At 73.6% G+C, this 15,706-nt stretch carries 16 protein-coding genes; 5 read left to right on the forward strand and 11 right to left on the reverse strand.

Annotated features, from left to right (window positions below; all coding sequences use genetic code 11):
* From pcaDC to OIE12_RS27990, 7 genes are read right to left on the reverse strand one after another with little or no spacing between them, the layout of a single operon-like run.
* Entirely contained in the window at nt 1-1,134 is a 1,134-nt protein-coding gene (gene pcaDC / locus OIE12_RS27960; protein WP_329139984.1) for a bifunctional 3-oxoadipate enol-lactonase/4-carboxymuconolactone decarboxylase PcaDC, read from the reverse strand.
* The gene (gene pcaB, locus OIE12_RS27965; RefSeq protein ID WP_329139986.1) at nt 1,131-2,492 is read right to left on the reverse strand and encodes a 3-carboxy-cis,cis-muconate cycloisomerase; all 1,362 of its coding nucleotides are present in this window, start codon (nt 2,490-2,492) and stop codon (nt 1,131-1,133) included. The genes pcaDC and pcaB overlap by 4 nt, the downstream gene beginning before the upstream one ends.
* Nucleotides 2,489-3,091 carry a protocatechuate 3,4-dioxygenase subunit alpha gene (gene pcaG / locus OIE12_RS27970; protein ID WP_329139988.1) on the reverse strand — a complete coding sequence of 201 codons (603 nt, stop codon included), beginning with the start codon at nt 3,089-3,091 and terminating at the stop codon, nt 2,489-2,491. Before pcaG ends, pcaB begins: the two co-directional genes overlap by 4 nt.
* Nucleotides 3,092-3,097: 6 nt before the next feature.
* Nucleotides 3,098-3,871 (reverse strand): protocatechuate 3,4-dioxygenase subunit beta, encoded by a 774-nt coding sequence (gene pcaH, locus OIE12_RS27975; protein WP_329139990.1) that lies wholly within the window; start codon nt 3,869-3,871, stop codon nt 3,098-3,100.
* A gap of 46 nt (nt 3,872-3,917) precedes the next feature.
* On the reverse strand, nt 3,918-5,120 hold the full coding sequence (locus OIE12_RS27980) for a thiolase family protein (protein ID WP_329139993.1): 1,203 nt from the start codon (nt 5,118-5,120) through the stop codon (nt 3,918-3,920).
* Nucleotides 5,117-5,770 carry a CoA transferase subunit B gene (locus OIE12_RS27985; protein ID WP_329139995.1) on the reverse strand — a complete coding sequence of 218 codons (654 nt, stop codon included), beginning with the start codon at nt 5,768-5,770 and terminating at the stop codon, nt 5,117-5,119. The genes OIE12_RS27980 and OIE12_RS27985 overlap by 4 nt, the downstream gene beginning before the upstream one ends.
* On the reverse strand, nt 5,770-6,525 hold the full coding sequence (locus OIE12_RS27990) for a CoA transferase subunit A (protein ID WP_329139997.1): 756 nt from the start codon (nt 6,523-6,525) through the stop codon (nt 5,770-5,772). Before OIE12_RS27990 ends, OIE12_RS27985 begins: the two co-directional genes overlap by 1 nt.
* 231 nt (nt 6,526-6,756) lie before the next feature.
* Here OIE12_RS27990 and OIE12_RS27995 point away from each other — a divergent pair, with 231 nt between their 5' ends.
* Nucleotides 6,757-7,197, forward strand: a complete 441-nt coding sequence (locus OIE12_RS27995) for a MarR family winged helix-turn-helix transcriptional regulator (protein WP_329139999.1) — start codon at nt 6,757-6,759, stop codon at nt 7,195-7,197.
* A 26-nt stretch (nt 7,198-7,223) separates the two neighbouring features.
* On the opposite strand, the gene OIE12_RS28000 is transcribed toward OIE12_RS27995, so the two are convergent.
* On the reverse strand, nt 7,224-8,264 hold the full coding sequence (locus tag OIE12_RS28000; protein WP_329140001.1) for a DUF3048 domain-containing protein: 1,041 nt from the start codon (nt 8,262-8,264) through the stop codon (nt 7,224-7,226).
* Between the two features lie 167 nt (nt 8,265-8,431).
* Between OIE12_RS28000 and OIE12_RS28005 the strand changes: the two genes are divergently transcribed.
* Nucleotides 8,432-9,622, forward strand: coding sequence for a zinc-dependent alcohol dehydrogenase (locus OIE12_RS28005; protein WP_329140003.1), 1,191 nt, complete (start codon nt 8,432-8,434; stop codon nt 9,620-9,622).
* Between the two features lie 192 nt (nt 9,623-9,814).
* Here OIE12_RS28005 and OIE12_RS28010 read toward each other — a convergent pair whose 3' ends face one another.
* A complete protein-coding gene (locus OIE12_RS28010; RefSeq protein ID WP_329140005.1) occupies nt 9,815-10,885 on the reverse strand; it encodes an ATP-dependent DNA ligase in 1,071 nt (356 codons plus the stop codon).
* 74 nt (nt 10,886-10,959) lie between these two features.
* Between OIE12_RS28010 and ligD the strand changes: the two genes are divergently transcribed.
* Entirely contained in the window at nt 10,960-12,018 is a 1,059-nt protein-coding gene (gene ligD / locus OIE12_RS28015; protein ID WP_329140007.1) for a non-homologous end-joining DNA ligase, read from the forward strand.
* 45 nt (nt 12,019-12,063) lie between these two features.
* Nucleotides 12,064-13,122, forward strand: coding sequence for a LacI family DNA-binding transcriptional regulator (locus OIE12_RS28020; protein ID WP_329140009.1), 1,059 nt, complete (start codon nt 12,064-12,066; stop codon nt 13,120-13,122).
* A 22-nt stretch (nt 13,123-13,144) separates the two neighbouring features.
* Here the strand turns inward: OIE12_RS28020 and OIE12_RS28025 are convergent, their stop codons facing one another.
* Nucleotides 13,145-13,945 carry a VOC family protein gene (locus OIE12_RS28025; RefSeq protein ID WP_329140011.1) on the reverse strand — a complete coding sequence of 267 codons (801 nt, stop codon included), beginning with the start codon at nt 13,943-13,945 and terminating at the stop codon, nt 13,145-13,147.
* Between the two features lie 385 nt (nt 13,946-14,330).
* Here OIE12_RS28025 and OIE12_RS28030 point away from each other — a divergent pair, with 385 nt between their 5' ends.
* Nucleotides 14,331-14,579: a WhiB family transcriptional regulator gene (locus OIE12_RS28030; RefSeq protein ID WP_329140013.1), complete on the forward strand. Its 249-nt coding sequence runs from the start codon at nt 14,331-14,333 to the stop codon at nt 14,577-14,579.
* Between the two features lie 45 nt (nt 14,580-14,624).
* Here OIE12_RS28030 and OIE12_RS28035 read toward each other — a convergent pair whose 3' ends face one another.
* Nucleotides 14,625-15,599, reverse strand: coding sequence for an acyl-ACP desaturase (locus OIE12_RS28035; protein ID WP_329140015.1), 975 nt, complete (start codon nt 15,597-15,599; stop codon nt 14,625-14,627).
* Nucleotides 15,600-15,706 lie beyond the last annotated feature (107 nt).

Here is a 15,706-nt window from a genome sequence, read left to right on the forward strand (position 1 = left end):
TCAGGTCTCCTCCGACAGGACCCGCTGCGCCACCGCGAACGCCGAGTTCGCCGCGGGCACCCCGCAGTACACGCCCACCTGCAACAGCACCGCCCCGATCTCCTCCGGCGTCAGCCCGTTCCGCCGCGCCGCCCGCACATGCATCGCGAGCTCCTCGTCATGCCCGTGCGCGACGAGCGCCGTCAACGTCACCATGCTCCGCTCCCGCCGCGACAACGTCGGATCCGTCCACACCTCCCCCCACGCATACCGCGAGATGAAGTCCTGGAACCGCGCGGTGAACGCCGTCTGCCGCGCCTGCGCACGGTCCACGTGCGCATCCCCGAGCACCTCCCGCCGCACGGCCATCCCCCGCCGCGCACCCCCGGCAGCACCGCCGAAGTGTCCGCGCAACGCGGTCAGCACGGCCTCCGGCCGCTCCGCCGGCGCCAGGTGCGAGGCACCCGGCAGCTCCACGAGAGCCGCCCCCGGCACCGCGTCGGCGATCTCCCGCAGATGCGCCGGCGGCGTCGCGGGATCCTCCCGCCCGGCGACCACCAGCGTCGGCGCGCCGATCCGGGACAGCTCCCCACGCAGGTCGTAGGAGGCCAACGCGTCACAGCACGCCGCATACGCCCCCGGATCGGCCCGCCGCTGGTCCTCGACCAGCTCCGGCACCGTGAACCCGGGCGTGAACCACCGCGCGTCCGCGGTCCCGGCCAGCCACTCCACCCCCTCCGCCCGCACCCGCGCGGCCCGCTCGATCCACCCCTGCGCCCCGTTCGCCCCGTCGAAGTGCGCGGAGGAGCAGAGCACGGCGAGCGAGGAGACCCGCTCGGGGTGATGGACGGCGAGGTGCAGCCCGACCGCACCGCCCAGCGACACCCCCGCGTACGCGAATCGCTCCACCCCCAGCGAGTCGGCGAGCGCGAGCACGAGGTCCGCGAGGTCGGCGACCGTCGCACCGGGCCCGATCAGATCCGGCGACGAGCCGCCGTGCCCGGGCAGGTCCCAGCGGATCACCCGGTGGGATATGGACAGTTCGGGCGCGACCCGGTCCCACAGCGCGGACGACGTGCCCAGCGAGGGCCCGAGCAGCAGCGGGGGAGCGGAGGCGGGGCCTTCCGCACGGTGGTCGAGGAGGGTGTCGGTCAACGTCGCTCCAGGGCGCGGTCGGTGAGGGCTCCGGCGGAGCCGGTGTAGTGGGCGGGGTCGGTGAGGTCGGCCAGGTCGACCACACCCTTCAACTCGGGCTCCTCGGCGAGGACGTCGGCGAGCGGGCGGTCCTCCGCGTAGGCGCGCCGGGCCGCCCCGGTGAGCAGGTCCTTCGCCCGCGCCCGGCCCAGCACGGGCGCCAGCTCCGCCGAGAGCCGCTCGGAGACGATCAGCCCGTGGGTGAGGTCCAGATGGCGCCGCATCGCGTCGGCACGCACCCGCAGCCCCTCGGTCAGCTCGGCGGCGTCCCGCGCGGCGCCGCCGGTCAGCCGCAGCAGGTCCCGCAGCGGCTCCCACTCGGCGTGCCAGGCGCCGGCCGGCCGCTCGTCCTCGGCGGCCAGCGACCCGTACAGCGTCGCCGCGAGCCCCGGCGCCCGCCGGGCGGCCGCCGCGAGCAGCGTGGCGCGCACGGGGTTGGCCTTGTGCGGCATCGCGGACGAGCCGCCGCCGCTGCCCTCCGCCAGCTCGGCGATCTCGGTACGGGCGAGGACGAGCACGTCGGCCGCGAGCTTGCCCAGCGCGCCCGCCGTGAACGCGAGGCACCCGGCGAGGTCGGCGATCGGCGTGCGCAGCGTGTGCCAGGGCAACTCCGGGGCGGCGAGCCCGAGTTCCCGGGCGTACGCGGCCGGCAGCGCGGTCGCGTCCTCGGCGCCGTACGCCGTGAACGCCGCCAACGTGCCCGCCGCGCCGCCGAGTTGGGCGGGCAGCCGGTCCCGTACGGTACGTACCCGGTCCCGGGCGTCCAGGACCAGTGACCGCCACCCGGCGGCCTTGAGCCCGAAGGTGGTCGGCACCGCGTGCTGGGTGAGGGTCCGGCCCGGCATCGCCGTGTCCCGGTGTTCGGCCGCCAGCCGGGCCAGTGCCCGTTCGGTGCGGGTGAGGTCGGCGAGGACGAGGTCCAGGGTGCGGGCGGCGACCAGCATCGTCGCCGTGTCCATGATGTCCTGGCTGGTCGCGCCCCGGTGGACGTACGGCCCGTGCGCGTCGCCGACGGCCCGGGTCAGCTCTCCGACCAGCGGGATCACCGGGTTGCCGCCGTCGCGGGCCCGCTCGGCGAGGTCCCGGAGCGCGAAGCGCTCCGGGTCGGCCGCCGCCTCGGTCACCGCGGTCGCGGCGGCGGCCGGGGCCTGCCCCAGCGCCGCCTGCGCCCGGGTGAGCGCGGCCTCCGCCTCCAGCAGGGCCCGCAGATACGCGGCGTCCGAGGCGGCGCCCTCGGCGGGTGCGCCGACCCACCCGGGGGCGAGCAGACCGGCGTCCCGCTCACCGGGTCGGCCGGCGTCCTGATCGGTAAATGTCACCGGTACTCCAGAAAGACCGTTTCTCCTTCGCCCTGAAGGCGGATGTCGAAACGGTACGCGGCGCCCTCGTCCGTCGCGATCAGCGTGGCCCGCCGCTCGTCGTCGAGTCGCCCCAGCAGCGGGTCGGCGGCGAGCGCGGCGTCGTCGCCCGGCAGATAGATCCGGGTGAACAGGTGCACCAGCAGCCCGCGCGCGAACACGCACACGCTCAGATACGGTGCGCTGTTCCCACGCGCCCCCGGCCGCAGCGTCCGCACGTACCAGTGGCCGTCGGCATCCGTCTGGATACGGCCCCAGCCGGTGAACTCCACCCCGTTGCGGCCGAGGTAGCCGCCGCTCGCCGGGTCGCGCCGCATGGAGCCGTCGACCGTCGGCACCCGGCCCTCCGGGTCGGCGCCCCACACCTCGACCAGCGCGTCGGGCAGCGGGTTGCCCTCGCCGTCGCGCACGTACCCGTGCACGGTGACGGTGTCCGGGTGGCCCAGCGGGGCGATCTCCTCACCGCCGGTGAACGGCAGGGAGTACCCGTAGAAGGGCCCGACCGTGTGCGACGGGGTGGGCAGCACGCTCTCCGGGCTGCTCGTGTCGATCCTCGTCATGGCAGGTCAGCGTCCTTCCTCGATCCAGGTGGCGTGCGGGCCGTCGAGCACGATGTCCCAGTGGTAGCCGAGCGAGAACTCCGGCACCGACAGACTGTGGTCGTAGGTGGCGATCAGCCGCTGCCGGGCCGCCTCGTCCGTCACCGACTGCAGGATCGGGTCGTACGGGAACAGCGGGTCGTTCGGGAAGTACATCTGCGTCACCAGCCGCTGGGTGAACGCCGACCCGAACAGGGAGAAGTGGATGTGCGCCGGCCGCCAGGCGCCCACGTGGTTGCGCCACGGGTACGGGCCCGGCTGGACGGTGGTGAACCGGTAGCGGCCCTCGTCGTCGGTGAGGGTGCGCCCGGTGCCGGTGAAGTTGGGGTCGAGCGGGGCGTCGTGCTGCTCGCGCTGGTGGGCGTAGCGGCCGGCCGAGTTGGCCTGCCAGATCTCCACCAACTGCCCCCGCACCGGGCGCCCTTCGCGATCCAGGAGCCGGCCCGAGACGGTGATGCGCTCGCCGACCGGCTCCCCGGGGTGCTGCCGGGTGAGGTCGTTGTCGATGGCGGTGAGGTCGCGCTCGCCGAAGGCGGGGGAGGACAGCTCCACCATCTCCGGGTCCTTCGTCACGTCGATCGCGACGGGCGGCTGCCGGGGGTGGCGCAGCACCGAGGAGCGGTAGGGGGCGTAGTCCCGGCGCGGGTGGTGCTCGACGGGCGCGCCCCCGGCGACGCGCTTGTCGTACGCCTCGCGCTCCGCCGCCATCTCCTGGTCGATGTCGTACTGGGTCAGGGCCATGGGCCGGACTCCTTCGTCGTGTGAGGGCCCTTGCGGGGGTGGCGGTTCAGCGTTCGAGGACGAGTGCGAGGCCCTGGCCGACGCCGATGCACAGCGTGGCGACGCCGACTCCGCCGCCCTTGCGGGCGAGCTGGTGGGCGACGGTGCCGGCGAGACGGGCTCCGGAGGCGCCGAGGGGGTGGCCGAGGGCGATGGCGCCCCCCTGCGGGTTGAGGACCGCCGGGTCGAACTCGGGCCACTCGGCGAGGCAGCCGAGCACCTGGGCGGCGAACGCCTCGTTCAGCTCCAGCACGTCGAGGTCGGCGAAGGACCTCCCCGCCTTGGCGAGGGCCCGGTTGACGGCCTCGACGGGGGCGAGGCCGAAGTAGTGCGGGTCGACGGCGTGCACGCCGGTGGCGGAGACACGGGCGAGGGGCTCGCGGCCGGTGGCCCTCAGGCCCTCCTCGTCGGTCAGGAGCAGGGCGGCGGCGCCGTCGTTCAACGGCGAGGCGTTCCCGGCGGTGACGGTCCCGCCGTCCTTGCGGAAGGACGGCTTGAGCTTGGCCATCGTGTCGAGGGAGGCGTTGCCGCGTACGGACTCGTCGGCGTCGAAGAGGACCTGCTCGCCCTTGCGCCGCGGGACCGGCACGGGAGTGATCTCCGCGTCGAACAACCCTTCGGCCTGCGCCTTCGCCGCCTTCTGGTGGCTCCCGAACGCGAACTCGTCCTGCTGCTCGCGGCCGATCCCGTGCTTGTCGGCGATGAGTTCGGCCGATTCGCCGAGCGGGACGGTCCACTGCGGGTCCATGTCCGGGTTGGCCATGCGCCAGCCGAGGGTGGTGGAGTACAGCTCGGTATGGGCGGCGGGGAAGGGCTTGTCGCTCTTGGGCAGGACGTACGGGGCCCGGGTCATCGACTCGACGCCGCCCGCCAGGACGACGGAGGCGTCTCCGACGGCGATGGCGCGGGCCGCCTGGACGACGGCTTCGAGCCCGGAGGCGCACAGGCGGTTGACGGTGACGCCGGGCACGGAGGTCGGCAGCCCGGCGAGCAGGCCTGCCATGCGGGCGACGTTGCGGTTCTCCTCGCCGGCGCCGTTGGCGTTGCCGTAGTAGACGTCCTCGATGCGGGAGGGGTCCAAGTCGGGCGTACGGGCGAGGAGTTGGCGGATGGTATGGGCGGCGAGGTCGTCCGGGCGGACGGAGGCCAGGCCGCCGTTGTAGCGGCCGATCGGGGTACGGACCGCGTCGACGAGGTAGACGTCCTTCACAGCAGCTCCTCCAGGCCCTTCGCGAGGGTGAGTTCGGCGTCGGTCGCGGCGGTGATCTCCGCCACCGTCACACCGGGGGCGGTCTCGACGAGGACGAGTCCGTCGTCGGTGACGTCCAGGACGCCGAGGTCGGTGATGATCCGGTCGACGCACCCCTTGCCGGTCAGCGGCAGCGCGCACTCGGTGCGGATCTTCGGCGAGCCGTCCTTGGCGGTGTGCGTCATCACGACGATGACCGTACGGGCGCCGTGGACGAGGTCCATCGCCCCGCCGATCCCGGTGACCATCTTGCCCGGGACGGCCCAGTTGGCCAGGTCGCCCTTCTCGGAGACCTGCATGGCGCCCAGTACGGCGACGTCGATGTGACCGCCGCGGATCATGCCGAAGGAGAGCGCCGAGTCGAAGAAGGAGGCGCCCGGCAGGACCGTGACGGTCTCCTTGCCCGCGTTGATCAGGTCCGGGTCGACGGCGTCCTCGGCGGGGTAGGGGCCGGTGCCCAGGATGCCGTTCTCGGACTCGAGGATCACCTCGACGTCGGAGGGGAGGTAGTTCGGGATCAGGGTGGGCAGGCCGATGCCCAGGTTGACGTACTGGCCGTCCCGAAGTTCACGGGCCGCGCGGGCGGCCATCTGCTCGCGTGTCCAGGCCATCAGGAACTCACCGTCCGCTTCTCGATCCGCTTGTCGGCCGCCTGCTCGGGGGTGAGCGCGACCACGCGCTGCACGAAGATGCCGGGCAGATGGACCGCGTCCGGCTCGATCTCGCCGGGCTCCACCAGTTCCTCGACCTCGGCGATCGCGACCCTGCCCGCCATGGCCGCCAGCGGGTTGAAGTTGCGGGTGGACCTGTGGAAGACGAGGTTGCCGTGCCGGTCGCCCTTCGCGGCCCGGACCAGCGCGAAGTCGGTGCGGATGCCGCGCTCCAGCACGTACTCCGTGCCGTCGAACTCGCGGACCTCCTTGGGCGGCGAGGCCAGCGCGACCCCGCCGGAGCCGTCGTAGCGCCAGGGCAGCCCGCCCTCGGCGACCTGGGTGCCGACGCCCGCCGGGGTGTAGAACGCGGGGATCCCGGCGCCGCCGGCCCGCAGCCGCTCGGCCAGCGTGCCCTGCGGGATGAGCTCCAGCTCCAGTTCGCCGCCGAGGTACTGCCGGGCGAACTCCTTGTTCCCGCCGATGTAGGAGCCGGTCACCCGGACGATCCGCCCGGCCGCGAGCAGCACCGCGAGGCCTGACTCCATGGCGCCGCAGTTGTTGGAGACCACGCTCAGTCCGCCGACGCCCCGCTCGTACAGCGCCTCGATCAGCACGTTCGGCACACCGCTGAGCCCGAACCCGCCCACCGCGAGCGACGCGCCCTCCGGTACGTCCGCCACCGCCTCCGCGGCCGTGGCGATCACCTTGTCCATCCGTGCGGCTCCTTCGTCGTCGAAGCGGGGCGTTTAGTCAGCGCACTGAGTATTTCAGCGAGGTGAGCCACACGCTGCCACCGCGCGTCGGTGCCGTCAAGACCTCGACAGTAAATTCGCAGGTCACAGCGGCAATGGTGCACTGGTGGAAGGGTGCGACACGGTCCCCTTCCCCCGGATATCATTCAGTGCACCAACGAAATCCGGCACCCGGCATCCCGAGGAGCTCACATGGCCGCGGTGGACCTCTCCACCCATCCCGGGCACCTGGCCCGGCGGCTCCAGCAGGCGCACTACCTGCTGTGGAACACGATGGTCTCCGAGGAGATCACCTCGCCCCAGTTCGCGGTGCTCAACGCGCTCGTCGCCGAGCCGGGGCTCGACCAGCGCACGGTGGGGGAGCGGGTCGGCCTGGACCGGTCGACCATCGCCGAGGTCATCAGCCGGCTGAGCCGCCGGGGTCTGCTCGACAAGGTCCGCGACCCGCGGGACGGCCGCCGCTTCCTGCTCGACCTGACCGAGGAGGGCGGGCGCGTCCACCGCCGGCTGACGGTCCGCACGGCGCGGATGAACCAGGTCTTCCTCGCCCCGCTCACCGCCGAGGAGCAGGAGCAGTTCTTCGCCCTCATCGGCCGGGTGTCCGACGCGGCGGAGAAGCTGCGCGCGGTCTGAGCCCGTGGGGCGCCCGGGCCGGTCCGTCACGGCTTCTTCGCCAGCACCACCCACACCTGGCCCTTGGCGAAGTTCAGCGGCGCACCGTCCGCGGTGGTGAACTTCGTGCCGTCCGTCGCGGAGTCCCGCTTCCAGTGGCCCTCGTACGCGCGGCCGTCGCGCAGCACCTCCGCCCGGCCCGTGCCCACGGTCTGCGTGTACGGCGTCGTGCTGCCGAGGTAGTCGTGGAAGCGGGAGGCGCGCACGGTCACGTACTGCACGACCACCGTGGCGGGGGCCACCCGGGTGCCGTCGGTCGTCACGGTCGGCCGTCCGTCCGTCGAGACCAGCCAGCGGTGCCGGTCGGCGGACCAGGCGAAGGCGAACCGGGCCGCCGGGAAGCGGACCGTGCGGTCGGTCTCGGGGGAGCCGCCCGAGGGCGCGTCACCGAAGGTGAAGCCGGTGGTGAGCGCGTCCGCGCCCGGCGCGGACTTCAGCAGCGCGCGCGGGTGCAGGAAGAGGTCGTGCGGTGCCGGGCGGCCCTTCGCCCGGTCGTACGCGTCCGGGGCCGACTCCGGGGTCGCGGCCCGCAGGGGTGCCTTGTCGATCAGGGGGAGGAGCTTGTGCTGGGCGCCGGAGAAGGCGAGCGTCGGGTCGTCGAACTGGCGCAGCAGCTCCAGGTCGGACTCGCGTGCGCTGCGGACGGGGCCGACCGCCTCGGGCAGCTCGGTGGCGAACACGGCCATCAGCCGGCTCAGGCCGCCCTCGACCTGCTCGGCGTAGACGACGTCCGCCGCGTCGAGCCCGGCCTGCGGGCGGGCCGGGCCCACGTTGTCGACCTTGACGGCGAGCAGTGGTCCGGCGGGCCGGGCGCTCTCGCCGGGGCTGCGGCTGTGCCTCCCGGAGCCGCCGTCGTCCGCGCCGCCGCCGTCCCCGCCGGTGCAGCCCGCGAGGAGCGGGCCCAGCAGGGCGGCGGCGACCAGGCCTGTCAGGCCCGCCGTCCGTGTCGTCCGCGTCGTCCGCGGCCTCGCGGCCGCCGTCGTCCGCGTTCTCGCGGCCGGTCGGGCCGCCCCCGTCGTGCGTCTCATGCCCACCCGTCAATTGTGTGACCTTCGTACGATCCCTGCCATACCGGTGCGGAGCGCGTGGCGCGCCCCGGACAGGGCCGTTCCGGGCAACGGGGCGGGTTCGCGCACGGCGCCCCGGGTACCCGTCGGTCCCTACCCAGCGGACCTGAACGAAGGGGCACGAGCCGATGAAGGCAGTGACGTGGCAGGGCAAACGGGACGTGCGCGTGGAGGACGTGCCCGACCCGCGCATCGAGCAGCCCACGGACGCGGTCATCCGCATCACCTCCAGCGGCCTGTGCGGCTCCGACCTGCACCTGTACGAGGTGCTGACGCCGTTCATGACCCCGGGCGACATCCTGGGCCACGAGCCCATGGGCATCGTCGAGGAGGTCGGGGCCGAGGTGACGAACCTGCGGCCGGGCGACCGCGTGGTCGTACCGTTCCAGATCGCCTGCGGGCACTGCTGGATGTGCGGCACGGGGCTCTACACGCAGTGCGAGACCACCCAGGTGTCCGGCGAGGGCATGGGCGCCGCGCTGTTCGGCTACACCCGGCTCTACGGCGCCGTGCCGGGCGCCCAGGCCGAGTACCTGCGGGTGCCGCAGGCGCAGTTCGGGCCGATGAAGGTGCCCGAGGGGCCGCCGGACGACCGCTTCGTCTACCTCTCGGACGTGCTGCCCACCGCCTGGCAGGCGGTCCAGTACGCGGCCGTCCCGGCCGGCGGCACCGTCGCCGTGCTCGGCCTCGGGCCGATCGGGGACATGGCCTGCCGGATCGCCCTCCACCAGGGTGCCGAGCGGGTGTTCGGCGTGGACCTCGTGCCCGAGCGGCTGCGGCGGATGCGGGAGCGCGGTGTGGAGACGTTCGACCTGCGCGACTTCGACAGCGAGAAGGAGCTCGTCGAGGCGATCCGCGACAAGACCGCCGGGCGCGGCCCGGACGCCGTCATCGACGCGGTCGGCACGGAGGCGCACGGCAGTGGGACCGCGAAGCTCGCGCAGACCGCGGCGGGTGTGCTGCCGCGGGCGATCGGCTCGAAGATCGCGGAACGGTTCAGCGTCGACCGGCTCGCCGCGCTGTACACGGCGATCGACCTGGTGCGGCGGGGCGGCACGATCTCGCTGTCCGGGGTGTACGGGGGGCAGGCGGACCCGATGCCGCTGCTCACCATGTTCGACAAACAGATCCAGCTGCGCATGGGCCAGGCGAACGTGCGCCGCTGGACCGACGACATCATCCCCCTCCTCACGGAGGCGGACCCCCTGGGCGTCGACACGTTCGCGACGCACCACGTCCCCCTGTCGGACGCGCCCCACGCGTACGACATGTTCCAGAAGAAGCAGGAGGGCGCGGTCAAGGTCCTGATGAAGCCGTAGGGGGTCTTTCGCGAAGCGCCCAACCGCTCGGGAGCTTCTGTGGTTCGGCGGCTGCGGGGGCGTCGTGGCCGGTCGCGCAGTTCCCCGCGCCCCTGACACCCCGCGCCCTGAAGGGGCGCGGGGAACTGCGCGAGCAACCACCCACCCGCCCGCAGAGGACGGGGAGGGTAGGGGCGGCGGGGGCGAAACCCCTCACAGGGCGCCCCCCAACACCTCCGCCAAGTCGTACCGCACCGGCTCCTCCAGTTGGCCGAACGTGCAGCTCGCCGCGTCCCGGTCCACCCGCCACCGCCGAAACCGCGCCGTATGGCGAAACCGCACCCCGTTCTCCATATGGTCGTACGCCACCTCGGCCACCCGCTCCGGCCGCACCGGCACCCACGACAGATCCTTCTTCCCCGACCACCGACTCGGCGCCCCCGGCAACCGCGCCCCCGCATGCGCCGCCTCGTCCCCCCACGCCGCCCACGGATGCCCCGCCACGTCCTCCATCCGCAGCGGCTCCAGCTCCTCCACCAGCTCCGCCCGCCGCTTCATCGTGAACGCCGCGCACACCCCCACGTGCTGCAGCACCCCCGCCCCGTCGTACAGCCCGAGCAGCAGCGAGCCGACGACCGGGCCGCTCTTGTGGAAGCGGTACCCGGCCACCACCACGTCCGCCGTCCGCTCGTGCTTGATCTTGAACATCGCCCGCTCGTCCGGCCGGTACCGCAACGTCAGCGGCTTGGCCACCACCCCGTCGAGCCCCGCCCCCTCGAACTGTTCGAACCACCGCTCGGCCTCCGCCCGGTCGCGCGTCGCGGGCGCCAGGTGCACCGGCGCCGAGACACCGGCGAGCGCCCGCTCCAGCAGCGCGCGCCGGTCCGTGAGCGGGGCGGACAGCAGCGCCTCGTCGTCCAGCGCCAGCAGATCGAACGCGACGAACGACGCCGGCGTCCGCTCGGCGAGCGTCCGCACCCGCGAGGCCGCCGGGTGGATGCGCTCGCTCAGCGCGTCGAAGTCCAGCCGTCCGTCCCGGGCGACCACGATCTCCCCGTCCACCACGCACCGCTCCGGCAGCCGCTCCCGCAGCGCGTCCACCAACTCGGGGAAGTACCTGGTCAGCGGCTTGCCATTGCGGCTGCCCAGCTCCACCTCGGCGCCGTCGCGGAAGACGATCGCCCGGAACCCGTCCCACTTCGCCTCGTACTGCATGTCCGGCGGAATCCGCGCCACGGACTTGGCGAGCATCGGCAGAACGGGAGGCATCACCGGCAGGTCCATGGCCCGATTCTGCGGCCGTACGCCCGCCTTCGCCCGGTGTGCGAGGTATGCGGCGTACGCCTACCGTGGCTCGCATGGGCGAAGCGGTGGAACTGCGGGTGGCGGGGCGGACCGTACGGCTGTCCAGCCCGGACAAGGTGTTCTTTCCGGAGCGCGGCTTCACCAAGCTGGACGTCGCGCGCTACTACCAGGCCGTCGCCCCCGGCATCCTGCGCGCCCTGCGCGACCGCCCCACCACCCTGGAGCGGTACCCGGACGGCGTCGGCGGCGAGTGGTTCTTCCAGAAGCGCGCGCCCAAGGGCATGCCCGACTGGATCCCCACCGCCCACATCACCTTCCCCAGCGGCCGCAGCGCCGACGAGATGTGCCCCACCGAGGAGGCCGCCGTCCTGTGGGCCGCCCAGTACGGCACCCTCACCTTCCACCCCTGGCCGGTGCGGCGCACGGACGTCGACCGGCCCGACGAACTCCGCATCGACCTCGACCCGCAGCCCGGCACCGGCTACGTCGAGGCCGTCCGCGCCGCCCACGAACTCCGCGCCGTACTGGAGGAGTTCGGCGGGCTGCGCGGCTGGCCCAAGACCTCCGGCGGCCGGGGACTGCACGTCTTCGTGCCGATCGAGCCGCGCTGGACCTTCACCCAGGTCCGCCGCGCCGCCATCGCCGTCGCCCGCGAGGTCGAGCGCCGGATGCCGGAACAGGTCACCACCGCGTGGTGGAAGGAGGAACGCGGGAGCAAGACCTTCGTCGACTACAACCAGACCGCCCGTGACCGCACCATCGCCTCCGCCTACTCGGTACGGCCCAAGGCGCACGCCCCCGTCTCGGCCCCGCTGCGCTGGGACGAGGTCCCCGACGCCCGCCCCCGCGACTTCGACCTGGAGACCATGCCCCGCCGCTTCGCCGAACTCGGCGACGTCCACGCGGACATGGACGACCACGCCTACTCCCTGGACGCCCTCCTCGACCTCGCCCGCCGCGACGAGCACGAACACGGCCTCGGCGACCTGCCGTACCCGCCCGAGTACCCCAAGATGCCGGGCGAGCCCAAGCGCGTACAGCCCAGCCGCGCCCGCAAGGACGCCCCGGCGCACCCGCGCGGTGGCCGTCGGAGCACGGCCGGGGACGGGTGAGCGGCGGAGCTATCCTGACGGCAGCCCGCCGAGGAGGAGTGCCGAGTGACCGAGACCGCGCCGCGGCCCACGCTGGAGGCGGTGGCCGCCCGGGCCGGTGTCTCCCGGGCCACCGTCTCCCGGGTCGTCAACGGCGGCGACGGCGTCCGCGAACGCCTCGCCGAGCGGGTGCGCCGGGCCGTCGACGAACTCGGCTACGTACCCAACCAGGCCGCCCGCAGCCTCGTCACCAAGCGGCACGACGCCGTCGCCGTCGTCATCGCCGAACCCGAGGCCCGGGTCTTCGCCGACCCCTTCTTCGCCGTCCAGCTGCGCGGCATCAGCAAGGAACTCACCGCCCACGACTCCCAGCTCGTGCTGCTGCTCACCGAGGGCCGCGAGGACCACGCCCGCGTCGGCCGCTATCTCGCCGGCGGGCATGTCGACGGGGCGCTCGTCTTCTCCCTGCACCTCGACGACCCGCTGCCGAGCCTGGTGCGCCGGGCCGGCGTGCCCACCGTGTTCGGCGGGCGGCCCGACTGGGGCGACGGCACCGACGGCACGGGCGAGGCGGTCTACGTCGACAGCGACAACCGCGGCGGCGCCCGCGAGGCCGTACGCCACCTCGTCGCCCTCGGCCGTACGCGCATCGCGCACATCGCCGGGGCCCTCGACCAGACCTCCGGCGTGGACCGGCTGGAAGGGTTCCGGGACGTCATGGGCGACGGCGACCCCGGCCTCGTGGCGGAGGGCGACTTCACACCCGCCGGCGGGGAGCGGGCGATGCGGGAGCTGCTGGAGCGACGGCCCGACGTGGACGCCGTGTTCGCCGCCAACGACCTGACCGCGGCGGGCGCCCTGCGGGTGCTGCGGGAGACGGGGCGGCGGGTGCCGGACGACGTCGCCGTCGTCGGCTTCGACGACATGCTGCCCGTCGCCGAGCAGACCGACCCGCCGCTCACCACCGTCCGCCAGGACATCGAGGAGATGGGGCGGCTCATGGCCCGCCTGCTGCTGCGCACGCTGGACCGCGACGGCGGCGGGGGAGGAGTGGGCACGGAGGCGGACGGCACGCCCGCCGGGATGGTGCTGCCCACCACGCTGGTGCGGCGCGCCTCCGCGTGAACCGTGTGCCGCGAGCTGCCGGTCAGCCCTGGCGGGGCGCGGGCTTGAGCACCGCGAACCGTGCGCCGTAGGGGTCGGTGAGGCGGGCGATCCGGCCCACGTCGGGTACGTCCGTCGGCGGGAGCCGGACGCCGCCGCCCTCGTCCCCGGCCCTCGTCGCCACGGCGTCCGTGTCCGCGACGGAGAAGTACGGCAGCCAGTGCGCGTCCGCCCCGCCCTGGGCCCCGGTGGGGTCGTCGGCCGTCGCGACCAGGCCGCCGAACATGGTGTCCGGGCCGCCGTCCGCCGGGTTGACGGTGGTGTACGTGTCGCCGCCGGGCCAGGGCACGCCCTCGATCTCCCAGCCGAAGACCTTGTGGTAGAACGCGGCCGAGGCGGGGACGTCCGCGGTGTGCAGCTCGACCCAGCACAGGGCGCCGAGGCCGCCCGCGACGTCCAGTCCCTTGACGCGGCCCGGCTGCCAGACGCCGAACGTGGCGCCCGCGCGGTCGGCGAAGACCGCCATCGTGCCCTCGCCCATCACGTCCATCGGCGGCACCAGGACGCGGCCGCCCGCCTGCTCGACGGTCTTCGCGGTGGCGCCGGCGTCCGGGACCTGGAAGTACACGTTCCAGGACGGCGGGCCCTGCTCGGGGGTGATCGGCATGCCCCCGGCGACGGTCTGCTCGGTGAGCCGGAAGAAGCCGTAGCCGCCGGCGCCCGGGCCGGCGGGGGTGAAGTGCCAGCCGAAGAGGGCGGCGTAGAAGGAGGCGGCGGCGTCGATGTCGGGGGCGCCGACGTCGAGCCAGTTGGGTGCGCCGCTGACGTAACGCGTACTGAGCATGTCCGGCTCCTCCGCAAGGTCCCGTGGTCCCCACGTGAGAGTCTGCCATCCCTCCACCCACCACGCGCGGGGCGCCCGAGAACTCGGACGGGCGGGTACGTCGGCGGGTGCGGGTGCGCCGTGGCCGATCGCGCAGTTCCCCGCGCCCCTAAAAGCGTGGGGCGCCCCCTGCTTTCGAGGGGCGCGAGGAACTGCGCGAGAGCCCCCACCCACCCGCGCCCCCCACACAACCCCACCCACCCGAGCTCTCCCGGGGTCAAAGGGGCGGGAGCCCCTTGTCGGGACGGGAAGGGCAGGGGCGGCGGGGGCGAGGAAAAAATGCCGCACCCACCCCCGTTGATCCCTCGTTGATCGGACGTTTTTCGGGCCCCGGCAGCATCGCCCCATGCACTCGGAACCCCTCACCGCCGCCGACCTCGCCTGGCAGCAGCGCGCCCTCTGCGCCCAGACGGGCGCGGACTTCTTCTTCCCCGAGCCCGGCAGCTCCCTCCGCGACGCCAAACGCATCTGCGGCATGTGCGAGACCCGCTCCGTCTGCCTCGAATACGCCCTCCGCCACGACGAACGATTCGGTGTCTGGGGCGGCCTGTCGGAGAAGGAGCGCCTGCGCCTCGTCCGCGCGGACGAGGGCTGAAGCGCGGCGCCCGAAGGCCCTCGCGGGCCCGCACACCGCGCCGCGTCAGCCCGCCGCCCGCGCCGCCATCCGCGCCTTCCGCGCCGCGAGCCTCTCGTCGAACTTCGACGCCTCCGCGTCCAGCCCACCCATGAACAGGCCCAGTTCCTCCTGGGCCTTCAGCCCCTCCGGGCCCAGCCCGTCGAGCTGCATCACCTTCAGGTGGCGCAGCACCGGCTGGAGCACGTCGTCGTGGTGGATGCGCAGGTTGTAGACCTCGCCTATCGCCATCTGCGCCGCCGCCCGCTCGAAGCCGGGAATGCCGTGGCCCGGCATGCGGAACTCGACGACCACGTCCCGCACCGCCCGCATCGTCAGGTCGGGCGCGAGTTCGAACGCGGCCTTGAGCAGGTTGCGGTAGAAGACCATGTGCAGGTTCTCGTCCGTGGCGATCCGCGCCAGCATCCGGTCGCACACCGGGTCGCCCGACTGGTGCCCGGTGTTGCGGTGCGAGATGCGCGTGGCCAGTTCCTGGAAGGCGACGTACGCGATCGAGTGGAGCATCGAGTGCGCGTTGTCCGACTCGAAGCCCTCGCTCATGTGCGCCATCCGGAACTGCTCCAGCTTGTCCGGGTCGACCGCGCGCGAGGCGAGCAGATAGTCGCGCATGACGATGCCGTGCCGGCCCTCCTCCGCCGTCCAGCGGTGCACCCAGGTGCCCCAGGCGCCGTCGCGGCCGAACAGGGTGGCGATCTCGTGGTGGTAGCTGGGGAGGTTGTCCTCGGTCAGCAGATTGACCACCAGGGCGGTGCGGCCGATCTCGGTGACCTTGGACTGGTCCTTCTGCCAGGCCTCGCCGTCCTCGAAGAACCCGGGGAAGTTGCGCGCGTCGCCCCACGGCACGTACTCGTGCGGCATCCAGTCCTTGGCGACCTTCAGATGCCGGTTCAGCTCCTGCTCGACCACTTCCTCCAGCGCGTACAGCAGCCGCGCGTCGGTCCAGGCGGACGGGCTGCCGAGAAGGGGGGAGGTAACGGTCACGAGGCACTCCAGGGGGACGAACGGGGGACGGAAGGGTGGTGCGTGTGTGCGGCGGGCGGACCCGAGCGGTGGGCCCGCACGGCCTGCGACGCCTGGGGCGGCGCCGA

It is taken from the genome of Streptomyces sp. NBC_00670 (genome assembly GCF_036226765.1).
Classification (GTDB): domain Bacteria; phylum Actinomycetota; class Actinomycetes; order Streptomycetales; family Streptomycetaceae; genus Streptomyces.

Bases quoted from the DNA above. Each gene is read 5' to 3' on its own strand.
- pcaG (WP_329139988.1), bottom strand. From the start codon at position 3,091: ATGACGAGGATCGACACGAGCAGCCCGGAGAGCGTGCTGCCCACCCCG.
- pcaH (WP_329139990.1), bottom strand. From the start codon at position 3,871: ATGGCCCTGACCCAGTACGACATCGACCAGGAGATGGCGGCGGAGCGC.
- OIE12_RS27985 (WP_329139995.1), bottom strand. From the start codon at position 5,770: ATGGCCTGGACACGCGAGCAGATGGCCGCCCGCGCGGCCCGTGAACTT.
- OIE12_RS27990 (WP_329139997.1), bottom strand. From the start codon at position 6,525: ATGGACAAGGTGATCGCCACGGCCGCGGAGGCGGTGGCGGACGTACCG.
- OIE12_RS27995 (WP_329139999.1), top strand. From the start codon at position 6,757: ATGGCCGCGGTGGACCTCTCCACCCATCCCGGGCACCTGGCCCGGCGG.
- OIE12_RS28000 (WP_329140001.1), bottom strand. From the start codon at position 8,264: ATGAGACGCACGACGGGGGCGGCCCGACCGGCCGCGAGAACGCGGACG.
- OIE12_RS28005 (WP_329140003.1), top strand. From the start codon at position 8,432: ATGAAGGCAGTGACGTGGCAGGGCAAACGGGACGTGCGCGTGGAGGAC.
- OIE12_RS28010 (WP_329140005.1), bottom strand. From the start codon at position 10,885: ATGGACCTGCCGGTGATGCCTCCCGTTCTGCCGATGCTCGCCAAGTCC.
- ligD (WP_329140007.1), top strand. From the start codon at position 10,960: ATGGGCGAAGCGGTGGAACTGCGGGTGGCGGGGCGGACCGTACGGCTG.
- OIE12_RS28025 (WP_329140011.1), bottom strand. From the start codon at position 13,945: ATGCTCAGTACGCGTTACGTCAGCGGCGCACCCAACTGGCTCGACGTC.
- OIE12_RS28030 (WP_329140013.1), top strand. From the start codon at position 14,331: ATGCACTCGGAACCCCTCACCGCCGCCGACCTCGCCTGGCAGCAGCGC.